The 12,420-nt window shown below is 68.3% G+C and carries 9 protein-coding genes and 1 pseudogene; all 10 read right to left on the minus strand.

Going from position 1 to position 12,420, the window contains the following annotated elements; genetic code table 11:
* Nucleotides 1–1,193, minus strand: a pseudogene (locus AC1DES_RS18830) (DUF222 domain-containing protein); the annotation flags it as partial.
* Between the two features lie 318 nt (nt 1,194–1,511).
* Nucleotides 1,512–2,438 carry a site-specific tyrosine recombinase XerD gene (gene xerD, locus AC1DES_RS18835; protein ID WP_476897231.1) on the minus strand — a complete coding sequence of 309 codons (927 nt, stop codon included), beginning with the start codon at nt 2,436–2,438 and terminating at the stop codon, nt 1,512–1,514.
* Between the two features lie 119 nt (nt 2,439–2,557).
* On the minus strand, nt 2,558–3,220 hold the full coding sequence (locus AC1DES_RS18840) for an NUDIX domain-containing protein (protein WP_476897224.1): 663 nt from the start codon (nt 3,218–3,220) through the stop codon (nt 2,558–2,560).
* Between the two features lie 27 nt (nt 3,221–3,247).
* Nucleotides 3,248–5,026, minus strand: coding sequence for a CTP synthase (locus AC1DES_RS18845; protein WP_476897232.1), 1,779 nt, complete (start codon nt 5,024–5,026; stop codon nt 3,248–3,250).
* A gap of 57 nt (nt 5,027–5,083) precedes the next feature.
* On the minus strand, nt 5,084–6,823 hold the full coding sequence (gene recN, locus AC1DES_RS18850; RefSeq protein WP_476897225.1) for a DNA repair protein RecN: 1,740 nt from the start codon (nt 6,821–6,823) through the stop codon (nt 5,084–5,086).
* Nucleotides 6,824–6,826: 3 nt separating this feature from the next.
* Nucleotides 6,827–7,852, minus strand: a complete 1,026-nt coding sequence (locus tag AC1DES_RS18855) for an NAD kinase (protein WP_476897226.1) — start codon at nt 7,850–7,852, stop codon at nt 6,827–6,829.
* 21 nt (nt 7,853–7,873) lie between these two features.
* Nucleotides 7,874–8,686, minus strand: a complete 813-nt coding sequence (locus AC1DES_RS18860; RefSeq protein ID WP_476897227.1) for a TlyA family RNA methyltransferase — start codon at nt 8,684–8,686, stop codon at nt 7,874–7,876.
* Nucleotides 8,683–9,024, minus strand: a complete 342-nt coding sequence (locus tag AC1DES_RS18865) for a hypothetical protein (RefSeq protein WP_476897228.1) — start codon at nt 9,022–9,024, stop codon at nt 8,683–8,685. Before AC1DES_RS18865 ends, AC1DES_RS18860 begins: the two co-directional genes overlap by 4 nt.
* A gap of 9 nt (nt 9,025–9,033) precedes the next feature.
* Nucleotides 9,034–10,023 carry an HAD-IIA family hydrolase gene (locus AC1DES_RS18870; RefSeq protein WP_476897229.1) on the minus strand — a complete coding sequence of 330 codons (990 nt, stop codon included), beginning with the start codon at nt 10,021–10,023 and terminating at the stop codon, nt 9,034–9,036.
* 4 nt (nt 10,024–10,027) lie between these two features.
* Nucleotides 10,028–12,010 carry a hypothetical protein gene (locus AC1DES_RS18875; RefSeq protein ID WP_476897230.1) on the minus strand — a complete coding sequence of 661 codons (1,983 nt, stop codon included), beginning with the start codon at nt 12,008–12,010 and terminating at the stop codon, nt 10,028–10,030.
* Nucleotides 12,011–12,420: the final 410 nt, after the last annotated feature.

The following is a 12,420-nucleotide window of genomic DNA, read 5'->3' on the forward strand; positions in this document are numbered from 1 at the left end:
GTGGTCTGCTTCGTTATCCAGGGAATGGTTGCTGCAGCCCGGGAACGGGCACCTGCCGTCGCGCAGCCGCAGCCAGTGCCGCTGGGCCTTCGTAAGCCGGTAGCTGGTCCGGCCGATTTCCAACGGCGCCCCGTCGCGGGGGTCTGTCAGGACCCGGTAGAAGGAATCGGCGCCGCCGGCGATCAGGCGGCGCGCCATCGACGGCGGGATCGGCCCGTGCCCGTCCAGGACGGCCGGTTCCTCGGTGGCGCCCAGCAGGGACAGGACCGGGACGGTGACCAGGACCTGCGCCCGAGGCGACGGCACACCCCCCACCAGTCCCCTCCGATGTCCATCCCGGCGCAGGTACGGTCAGTCATTCCGCCGGTGAGGAGCCAGGTGGCGGTGATGTCGGCGCGGAGCTGGCTGAGGGTCCTTGCCTCGCCCGGGCCCTGCAGGGCACGGGCGGCCGCGGTGGACCGTTCCCAGATCCCCGCCGCCGTCCCGGCCGTGAGATAGGCCGAAAGCCAGGCCATGCCGTCCCGGTCCGGGACGTACTCCACCCGCCGGTCCGCAGCGGACGCGGTGTGGCGGTTCTCGATGCTCTCCCGGTGGTGGCGTTCCCGCCAGGCGCGCGCCTTGGCCCGGAACCGGGACGCCGCCAGGTCCCCGGCCGCGCACCCGCGGGCCGCGTCCGCTGCGTCCGGGTCCAGGAAATGCCCCTCCAGCGCCGCCGCCCCGGACCCGTCCAGGCCCCCGGTTTCGTCGACGATGATCCTAGCGTGCTGCCAGGAAATCGTCCCCGCCTCAAGCGCGGCCAGAGTCAGCGGCAGCACCGCCGTCAACGCCTCGGACTCGGACAGGAACGCACCGGCGGTCCGTTCGCTGACGGTCAGGACACAAGCGACCTCAGCCACCACCGCCATCTCCGACGCGGCGCGGTCCTGCGGGGACACCCCCGGAGCCGCCAGCAACCTGACCGCCTGCACATACTCCGCGGCCAGCCGCACCTTCAACGCCGCAGCCCGGGCCTCCAGCCGGGCCACCTCAGCCAACCCGTCAAGGCAATCATCCGCCAAATCCCGCAACGGATCCGCGTCCCCCAGCCCGTCCGCGCCGGGCTGACCAGAGCGGTCCGGATCCGCGCCGGACGGATCAGCGCCGGCCCCGCCCACGCCCGTGAAAGCCGCCAGCGCAGTAGCGGACGCGGCCACAGCCGCCACCGCATCCCTGCTCCCCGCACTCAAAGCCGCTCCGCTCTTCACACTCACAGACTATGACCGGCCACCGACAATTTGATGACATTGGCCGTCCGGCCGGCTGGCCGGTACACGACTTGGCGATAGTCGACGCCACGTCCAATGATGCGGAGGGCCAGGTCGGTTTGTGGCCGAAGAATGCGGGCGACGGCCTGCGGGACGGCGGTGGGCTGGATCGGTTGTCGCAAGGGCGGCGTCGCCCATCTCAAAGGACCAAGCAGAGCCGTCCATTCAGCATTTCCACGTAGGCCGGCGAAGCTAACGGCCGGTGGTCTAGCCCAGCGCCCTCGGATGCGCGGCGGCGTAGATCTCCCGCAGGGTATCCGCCGTCACCAGCGTGTAGACCTGCGTGGTGGTGACGGAAGCATGGCCCAGCAGTTCCTGGACCACGCGGACGTCGGCCCCCCCTTCGAGCAGGTGGGTGGCGAAGGAGTGCCGCAGGGTGTGTGGCGACACGTCCTTGGTGATGTTGGCCTTCTCGGCCGCCGCCTTGAGGATGGTCCAGGCGCTTTGCCGGCTGATCCGTCCGCCCCGGGCGTTCAGGAAGAGGGCCGGGGTGCCTTTCCCCTTGGCCGCCAGCAGGGGCCGGCCGCGGACCAGGTAGGCATCCAGGGCCCTGGCGCCGAAGGACCCGAGCGGGACCAGCCGTTCCTTGGAGCCCTTGCCGAACAGCCGGACGATCGCCGGGCCGTCTGCCTCAGCCTGCTCTTCGCCGTGCAGGGAGATGTCGTCCACATCGAGACCCACGGCTTCGCTGATGCGGGCGCCGGTGGAGTACAGGAATTCCAGCAGGGCCCGATCCCGCAGCCCCGTAGGCGTGTCGGTTCCGGCTGCCTCGAGGATCCTGGTGACTTCATCCACGCTGATGGCCTTGGGCAGCCGCTGGCCGGGCATCGGCGGGTGGACATCACTGGCGGGATCCGTGGCGGTGACGCCCTCCAGTGCCCAGAACTTGTGGAGGCCGCGGACGGCCACCACTGTCCGGGCGGCCGACCGGATACCAAGGGCGGATCCGCCGTCGGAGCCGTCGGAGAGCGCTTGGACGAAGGCGGTCACATCATGGCGCGTGATCTCGGCGGGACGTCCGCGTCCCGACTGCGCAAGGTGCTTCGCGTAGCGGGCCAGGTCCCGCCGGTAGGCGGACAGGGTGTTGGCCGCCAGTCCGCGCTCCACGCCCATGTGCTGCAGATAGTCCGTCATGGCGCGGTCAATCGCGGTCAGGGGCCGGGGTGGCGCGCCGGCGGCCGGCTGCGGAACGGAATCTGGCGGGGAGGAGTCTGCCTGCGGGGCGGGCGGCCCCGTCGCCACCAGTTCGACCATCAGCGCTGGCTGGGGTGGGCAGGCCACGGCGCGTCGGCCGGGCGGAGGCCCTGGAACCCGTCGGCGCGGGCTGCGGCTGCAGCGAGGACTCCGACGACGGCGGACGGGTTGTGCAGGCGTCCCTCCAGTACTGCCGCGACGGCCGCGTCCAGCGGGATCCAGTGCAGCTCGATTTCGGCTTCCTCGTCGGTGCGGACGTGAAGCTCATGTCCAGGCACGTCGCTGATGTCGCGGGCCAGGTAGATCCGGATGGCTTCACTGGAGGAACCGGGTGAATTGAAGAAGTCGGCCAGCACGTTCCACTGCCCGGCCACAAGGTCCGCCTCCTCGGCGAGTTCGCGTGCCGCTCCTACGACGAAGTCCTCGCCCTCAACGTCGAGCAGGCCGGCCGGGATTTCCCAGAGATCCATTCCGACAGGGTGCCGGTACTGCTTGATCAGCAGCACCTCCCCGGCGTCGTTCATGGGAAGGACAGCTACCGCACCGGGGTGGTCGATGTAATCCCGGACGAGGGCATCGCCGTCGTCGTTGAGCTGGAAACTGTCACTGACGACGTCCCAGATCCGGCCTTCATAGACCTTGTGGGAAGACAAAAGACGGCGCGGGCTCGGTTCATCAGAAACCTGCCGTGCAGCATTGGGGGTTTCAGACTTACCGGGCATCGCGCCGTCCTTTGATTCAGTTGGGTATTACTTTGATGCTACTGCCGGAGAGGGCTTGGCGGCCGCAACCGGAGCGGCCTTTGCCGAAGCGCCCTGCCGGACGTCGCCATCGTGCTGGTGCGCCAGTGCGGCCTTGACCAGGCCCGCAAACAGCGGGTGCGGGCGCGTAGGCCGCGAGCTCAGCTCGGGGTGCGCCTGCGTGGCCACGTAGTACGGGTGGACTTCGCGGGGAAGTTCGACGTACTCCACAAGCTTGCCGTCCGGCGAGGTTCCGGAGAACCTCAGGCCCTTCTCGGCGATCTGCGCACGGTACTTGTTGTTGACCTCGTAGCGGTGCCGGTGGCGTTCGCTGACCGTGGTGGTGCCATAGGTCTCGGCCACGACGGAGCCCTCATCAAGCTTGGCTTCGTACAGGCCCAGGCGCATCGTGCCGCCAAGGTCGCCCTTGCCCTCAACGATGTCCAGTTGCTCTTCCATGGTGGCGATGACGGGGTACTTCGAGTCCGGCTCGAACTCGGATGAGGAAGCGCCTTCGAGGCCGACCACGTTGCGGGCGTACTCGATCACCATGCACTGGAGTCCAAGGCACAGGCCAAGGACCGGAAGCTTGGTTTCGCGGGCATACTTCAGGGCGCCCAGTTTGCCTTCGAGGCCGCGGATGCCGAACCCGCCGGGAACGCAGATGGCGTCGACGCCGTCAAGGGCCTGCACGGCACCTTCGCGTGTCTCGCATTCGTCCGAGGGAACCCAGCGGATCTTGACCTTGGTGTCGTTGGCGAAGCCGCCGGCGCGCAGGGCCTCCGTGACGGACAGGTAGGCATCCGGCAGGTCGATGTACTTGCCCACGAGTGCGATCTCGACCTCGTGCTTCGGATTGTGGACGGCGTCCAGGAGCTTGTCCCAGCTGGTCCAGTCCACATCTTTGAACGGAAGGTCCAGGGCGCGGACGATGTACGAATCCAGGCCCTGGGAGTGGAGGGTCTTGGGGATGTCGTAGATGCTCGGGGCGTCCGGGCAGCCGATGACGGCGTCGATATCGACGTCGCACATGCGGCCGATCTTGTCACGCATGGGCTGCGGCACTTCGCGGTCCGAGCGGATCACGATGGCCTCCGGCTGGATGCCGATGGAGCGCAGCGCGGCAACGGAGTGCTGCGTCGGCTTGGTCTTCAGCTCCTGCGACGGGCCAATGTACGGCACGAGGGACACATGGAGGAAGAACACATTCCCGCGGCCGATGTCCTGCCGGACCTGGCGGGCCGACTCGAGGAACGGCTGCGACTCGATGTCGCCCACGGTGCCGCCGATTTCGGTGATGATGACGTCCGGCGCATTCTTGCCTTCGGCCGGAAGCCGCATGCGCCGCTTGATTTCATCAGTGATGTGAGGGATGACCTGGACGGTGTCGCCAAGGTACTCGCCGCGGCGTTCCTTCGCGATGACAGTCGAGTAGACCTGGCCGGTCGTGACGTTGGCCGATCCTTCGAGGTTTTCGTCAAGGAAGCGCTCGTAGTGGCCGATGTCGAGGTCCGTCTCGGCGCCGTCGTCAGTCACGAAGACTTCACCGTGCTGGAAGGGGTTCATCGTGCCCGGATCCACATTCAGATAGGGATCGAGCTTTTGCATTGTTACAGACAAGCCGCGTGCCCGCAGGAGGTGACCGAGGCTCGAAGCCGTCAGCCCCTTACCGAGCGAGGACGCCACACCACCGGTAACGAAGATGTGTTTGGTCGTCTTGGACGAGCCCGGGAACCGGGAATTTACACGGGAATTTGATCGCTGCACCACGGAATTCGAGCCTATCACCAATTCAGCCGCCCACGGGTCGATCGGCGGCATTCGGATGTGATTGTTGTCCCAGCATCAGGACCGCTGCGGGAGGAGCTTGGCGTCGTCGAGAAGTTCCTGGGCGTGCGCCCGGGCCGATTCCGAATCCTCCTGGCCCGCCAGCATGCGCGCCAGCTCGCGGACGCGCTCTGCCTCGTCCAGCAGCTGCACGTCGCTTGAGGTGAAGCCTGTTGCCGTGGCCCCGTCGGAGCCGCGCACGGAGGTCTTGGTGACCCGGATGTGCTGGTCTGCGAAGGCGGCCACCTGCGGAAGGTGCGTCACGACGAGCACCTGGACGTGCCGGGCAAGCATGGCGAGCCTGCGCCCGATCTCGACGGCGGCACGGCCGCCGACGCCGGCGTCGACCTCGTCGAAGACAAAAGTCGGGACAGGGTCAACCGCGGCCAGGACGACCTCGATGGCCAGCATCACGCGGGAAAGTTCACCGCCGGATGCCCCCTTGCCGAGCGGTCGCGCCGGGGCGCCGGAGTGCGGCTGGAGCAGGAAGGAGATGTCGTCGGCGCCGAAGGGCCCGAGCTGCCCGCCGGGTTCGACGTTGATGACAAGGGTGGCATCCGCCATGGCCAGGGCCTTCAGCTCGGCGCTGACGCGGGCCGAGAGGTCCTTGGCGGCCTTCTTCCGGGCCTTGCTGATGGCCGCGGCCTGTTTCCGGAGATCGGTCTCGGCACGCGCGACCTCGGCGTCCAAGGCCTCGATCCGGGTGGAGTCGTCCTGCAGCTCCACGTACCGTGCCCGGGCCTCCTCGGCCCAAACCAGCACTTCGTCAATGCTCGGCGCGTACTTGCGCACCAGCTTCGCCAGGGCAGCGCGCCGGTCCTCAATTTCAGCAAGCCGCTCGGGACCCTCTGTGTCGAGGGCGGCCTGGTAGCTGGCAAGCTCCGTGGCGATGTCATTGAGCAGGAAGCCCACCTCGGCGAGGCGTGCCGCGGCGGATCCGAGTTCTCCATCATGTTCGGACACATGCTCCAGGGTGCGCTTGGCGGCGTCCACGAGTGTCGTGGCGTCGGCTTCCTCCCCAAAGTCTTCGGCGATGAGTGCCTGGTGCGCCGTCGTGGCCGCGATCCGCAGTTCCTCGACGTTTGCGAGCTTGATGGCCTCGGCCTTGAGCGACTCGTCCTCCCCCGGCTGAGGGTCCACGGCGTCGATTTCGGCCAGGGCAGCCTCCAGCGACTCGGCCTCGCGCAGCCGTTCGCGGGCGGCGTTGCGGAGTGCATCCAGTTCGCCCTGGCTCGAATTCCAGTGGGCGTACAGCTCCTGGTACGCGGCCAGGGGTCCCGCAAGGTTTTCCCCTGCAAACTTGTCCAGGGCGCGGCGCTGCGCCACCGGGCTCTTGAGCCTGATCTGGTCGGATTGTCCGTGGACCACCACGAGGGTTGCACCGATTTCAGCGAGCACGCCCACGGGTGCTACGCGGCCGCCGAGGTAGGCCCGGCTGCGGCCGTCGGCGCCGACGCTGCGGGCGAGCAACAGCTCCGCGCCGCCGTCGAACTCCTCGACGTCGGCCCCGGCCTCGCGGGCCCGTGCAACGGCGGCGTGCCCGGCGTCGAGCTTCAGGACTGCCTCCGCGGAGGCGCTCTTCGCGCCGCTGCGCACCGCACCGGCGTCGGATCTGGCGCCGAGCAGGAGACCGACGGCGGTGACCACCATGGTCTTGCCTGCACCGGTTTCACCGGTCACCACGCTCAGGCCCGGGCCCAGCGGCAGCGTGGCGTCCGTAATGACGCCGAGGTCGCGGATTCTCAGTTCTTCAAGCATGGTTCACTCCGCAGTCGATGGATCTGGGGCGGGGCCGGGTCCTGCGTGCCGCGGCGCGGGCAGCGGCGGCATGGGGCGGGGCGTCCGGATGACCGGAACGGGCCCGGTGTGGATGGATTCTGTCTGCGGCATGGGTCCGCGCCAGCCCTGGATGGGGAGTTCGAACTTCCGCACCAGGCGCCCGGAGAAGGGTGTCTGGTGCGTGCGCGCGAGCCGCACGGGGGTGGCTGACCGGGTGACTTCCACGCGGGCGCCGGGCGGCAGGTCCACGGACCGGCGGCCGTCGCACCACAGGACGCCCTGGGCGTCGGTCCGGTTCAGGATTTCGACGGCCAGCCGGGACCGGGGCGAGACCACCAGTGGCTTGGCGAAGAGGGCGTGGGCGCTGATCGGCACAATCAGCAGGGCTTCAACCTCAGGCCACACCACCGGCCCGCCGGCCGAGAAGGCGTAGGCAGTGGAGCCGGTGGGGGTGGCGAGAACGACGCCGTCGCAGCCGAAGGAGGTCAGTGGCCGTTCATCCACTTCGGTGACCACCTCGAGCATGCGTTCCCGGTTGCCCTTTTCGATCGCGGCCTCGTTGAGAGCCCAGGTGTGCCAGATCTTCTGCCCGCGGACCCAGACCTGGACGTCGATGGTCATGCGTTCTTCCACCGTGTATTCGCGGCTGGCGATCCACTCGACGGTCTGGGCGAGATCGGCCCGCTCGCTCTCGGCCAGGAACCCCACGTGCCCGAGGTTGACGCCCAGCAGGGGCACGTCGACTTCCCGCACGAGTTCCGCTGCCCGCAGGATGGTGCCGTCTCCGCCGAGCACCATGACGAGTTCGACGTCGGGCAGCCTGACGTGGTCGTGGAGGACCTCGACGGGCTGGTCCAGGCGCCCGAAGAAGCGCACCATGTCCCCGAGCTCGGTTTTCTGCATCACCGGAACAAGGCCGGAGGCATGCAATTGGGCGCACGCATCCCAGGCAGCCTTGAGGGATTCCTCGCGGCCGGTGTGGGCAAGGATGAGGACACGCCTGCTCATCGGTTTCCGCCTTCTGTGCTTCTAGTACTTGGGCCAGATCGTTCCGAGTAACGCAGCAACGGCTGCGTCCCGCTCTTCGATCTTAGGTAGGTCCGTGCCGATACCCCGCTTTGTCCACAGGAAGTACTCGACGTTTCCGTCCTGGCCCGGCAACGGGCTGCTGGCGAGGCCTCTCAGTTCCAGGCCCGAGTCCATCGCTTCGGCCGCAACCTTGCCGACGGCCAGGCGGCGCTCCCATTCCGAGGTAACCACCCCGGAGCGGCCCAGCCGATCCTTGCCGATCTCGAACTGCGGCTTGACCATCAGGACCAGGTCGCCCCCCGGATCCGTGCAGGCAGCGAGGGGTGCCAGGACCAGGGTCAGGGAGATGAAGGACAGGTCCGCCACGGTGAGCGCAGCCCGCCCGCCGATCTCCTCCGGCGTCATGTAGCGGACGTTGAGGCCCTCGTGGACCGCCACGCGCGGATCGTTGCGGATCACCGGGACCAGCTGGTCATGCCCGACGTCGACCGCCACCACACGGGACGCGCCACGCCGAAGCAGCACCTCGGTGAAGCCGCCAGTGGAGGCGCCGGCGTCGAGGCACCTTTTGCCCTGGACTTCGACGGCGGGAAAGGCGTCCAGCGCGCCGGCCAGCTTGTGTCCGGCCCGGCTGACGTAGCTGTCCTCGCTCGTGGCCGCGACGTCCAGGGCTGTGTCATCCTGAACCTGGAAGGAGGCCTTGGCCAGCACTTCGCCGCCGGAGCTGACTTTGCCTTCGGCGATCAGGCGTGCGGCGTGGGTGCGGGACCTTGCGAGGCCGCGGCTCACAAGGACCTGGTCAAGCCTGCTCATGATAAGGAGTCCCTGGTTGCATTGATATGTCCTGTCACGTCCTCGTTGAGGGCTTCCATCAGTTCGTCGTGCAGCCTGGAATACACCTCTCCGTGCCCGGACACGGGCGTCCCTGGCAGTGTGGCGAGGCGTTCGAGCACCGCCGTGATGGCAGGGTCCTGGACGGTGCCGGGCTGCTCCGCAGGAATGTCCGCTGGAAGCGCCGGCCAGGAGACCCGGGCCGGCGTGTGTTCCGTCTTCGGTTCTTCCGCCTCGGGTATTTCCGGTTCGGGCATTTCCGGTTCGGGCATTCCCGGTTCGGGCGTTTCCGGTTCGGGCACGTGGTTCAGCTCGGTCATCTGTCCAGTCTAGTGATCCAGCCATTCGACAACCGGCGCCAGGGCGCTGGTGGTCTCGGGATTCGCAGCCCACCAGGCAGAACAGGCAGCCCGCCAGGAATCGAGGTCGCCCGGGTCGCCGCTGATGCGCACTGTGGGTCCGTGCACGACGGCGGAGGCGGCGCCGCAACGGAACTTCCCGGCGTCGTCCTCCACGTCAGGGTAGGGCCGGTAGAGGTCCGTGAGGTCGTTGATGAGGTAGTCGGGCCGCTCCATGGTGCGGGCGGCGAGGATGGATTCCCGGGTGTCGACGCCGGTCAGCACCGCCACCGTCGCGAACCCGGCGTTGTTGCCGCCCAGAATGTCGGTGTCGAGGCGGTCGCCTACGACGAGCGGCCGGTCGGCTGCAAGACGTTTGGCGGCGGCATGGAACAGCGGCGCCTCGGGCTTGCCTGCGACGAGCGGTGTCTGGCCAGTCGCCGCGGCAACGGCCGCTACGAGTGTTCCGTTGCCGGGAGCGATCCCCCGGTCCTGCGGAATGGACATGTCCGTATTGGTGGCTACCCAAAGGGCGCCCCCGGCGACAACGTACGACGCCTCCGCAAGGTCCTTCCAGCCGAGATCGGGATGGAATCCCTGCACCACGGCGACGGGATTCTCCGCCTCGCTGCGCACCGGGACCAATCCGGCACGTTCAATTTCCTGCGCCAGCGCGTCCCCGCCAGTGATCAGTACGCGCGCGCCGGCAGGCAGCAGGGAGGCCAACAGTTCCCCGGCGGCCTGCGGGGAACTGATGACCTGGTAGTCCTCGGCCGGCGCCCCAAGCTCGCGCAGATGCTGCGCTACCTCCGCGGGCGTCCGGGACGCATTGTTCGTCACGTAGCCCAGCCCGACGCCGATCCCGGCGAGGCGGCGCAGCGACTCCACGGCCCCGGGGATGGCGTTGGGACCTGCATAGACCACGCCGTCGAGATCGGCGAGCAGGGCATCGAACGTCGAGATCAGGTCCGAATCGTCCACAGGATTAGTCCTCGATGTGTTCGGGGTGGTTGGCGTGCTCGTCCTGCTCGTCATGGGAGTCATCCGTCCCCAGGACTTCGGAACGGTCCAGGGCGTCATGCTCCACGGAGTCTTCGTCAGACTCGGCGTCGTCAGACGCAAAGTACTCCGATTCGGCGTCGTCCGAGCCTTCCTCGAGGGCATTCAGTCCGTCCCCGGCAGGCGGGGTTTCCGGCAGGCCCGCCACGGCTTCTGCGGATGCGGCACGCGGTGCCTGCTCCGCGGCGACCTGGGCGGACTGCTGTGCGACGAGCCGGCGCTGCTGCTCTTCCTCACGCGCTTCCTCTTCCTCGTCCCAGCCCAGGTCGATGATGTCAGGGTCCTCATCCACGCCAAGGCCCAACGCGTCTTCGGCCACGACGGCCTGGCGCTGCCACTTCTCAGCCTCACCGGCGCGGCCGGCCGCCGTCAGGGCATCCGCGTACGCGCGGAAGAGCCGCGGGCTGTAGGAAAACGCCCGGTTGATATCGAGTTGGATGATCTCCAGCTCCGAGACTGCGGCGTCGAACTGCCCGAGGTCCGTGCGGGCGCCGGCGGCAACGATGGCCAGCTCGACCTTGCCGGGGGCGTCCAGATCCTTGGCTTCCTCGGAACGCGCCATTTCAAGGGCGCGGTCCGGACGGCCGAGGCCACGTTCGCAGTCGGCCATGACGGGCAGGTGCATGTTGGAGCCGCTGATCCTGCGGTAGGTGCGGAATTCGCGCAGGGCCTCGCCATAGTGGCCGGCTGCGTAGGCGGTGAGGCCGACGGCTTCCCGGACTGCCGCGAGGCGGCCGCCGCGACGGCTGGCCGCGAGGGCATGCTGGAACGCGAGCTCGGGCTCTTCGTCAACCAGCCGGCCGGCCATGACCAGGTGGCGCGCAACCCACTCGGCGCTGTTGTCTTCCAGCGTCTTGATCTGGTGCTGTGTGGCGCGGTCGAGTTCCTTGCCCGTGACGTCCTCGTCAATCTGGGGTGAACGCTCACGGTCGGGACGGTTGGCGCTGCGGAGATCGCGGGCGTTCGGTACGCGCACGGGGCGGTCTTCCGCGCGGTCGCGGCCGAACTGGCGCGGGCCCGAGTCGCCGCGGTCGAAGCTCCTTGCCGGACGGTCCTCGCGGTTGCCGAACGGCTTCCGGTTGTCGCCACCGCTGAAAGGCTTGCGGTCCCCGCCACCGGCACCGAAGCTGCGGCGTTCACTGCCGCCTTCACGCGGGGAACGGTCACCGTAAGGCTTACGGTCCCGGTCGCCGCCACCGCTGTACGGCGGCTTGCGGTCTCCGCCACCGGCACCGAAGCTGCGGCGTTCACTGCCGCCTTCACGCGGGGCACGGTCACCGTAAGGCTTACGGTCCCGGTCACCGCCACCGCTGTACGGCGGCTTACGGTCCCCGCCACCGGGACCGCTGAACGGCGGCTTACGGTCCCCGCCACCGGCACCGAAGCTGCGGCGCTCCCCGCCGCCTTCACGCGGGGCACGGTCACCATAAGGCTTACGGTCCCGGTCGCCGGCACCGCTGAACGGCGGCTTACGGTCCCCGCCACTGGCACCGAAGCTGCGGCGCTCCCCGCCACCTTCACGCGGGGCACGGTCACCGTAAGGCTTACGGTCCCGGTCACCGGCACCGCTGAACGGCGGCTTACGGTCCCCGCCACCGGCACCGAAGCTGCGGCGCTCCCCGCCACCTTCACGCGGGGCACGGTCACCAAACGGCTTACGGTCCCGGTCACCGGCACCGCTGAACGGCGGCTTACGGTCCCCCTCACGGGACGGGCGGTCGCCGTAAGGCTTACGATCGCCGGAAGAAGGACGGGACCCCTCCGAGCCACGATCGTCCCTGGACCGGAAACCGCGTGGCTCCCCACCCGAGTTGTTCGTTCCGCGGAATCCTCCGCCTCCCGAACTGCGTCCGCCGCCGAAGTTGCCGCGGTCGTTGCCGCCACGGTTGCCGTCGTTGTGCTCAGCCATGCTGGATTCCTCCTGTTATGAGCTGACCACTGGCGCAATCGCAGCCGCTCTGTTCCGTGTTTCGTTCTCTACGCAACCCGAAATCAAGCGCTTCGAAGTCCGTACATCTCATCCAATTCTAGGCGAGCCGCCGGGCGGCGGCTAACAGTAGAGGCCCAACCCGGGCTTCCGGTGGCAAGTCTCACAGCGCCGCAGTAAGACGCTCTTAGGCCTTCCGCAGACACACCGAAGACGCCGCCGCCGGGTGACGGCTCCTGCCGGGGGTCCCGGTGTTCCGGACGCGCTGCTGGCCTGCTGTCAGCGTTTGGGTGGTTAAAGCGGGAGAGCCTCCAACCTGGTGGTTGGAGGCTCTCGACCTAATGGTTGTCCGGCGGTGACCTACTCTCCCACACCCTCCCGGGTGCAGTACC

Source organism: Arthrobacter sp. 05T442 (assembly GCF_056395945.1).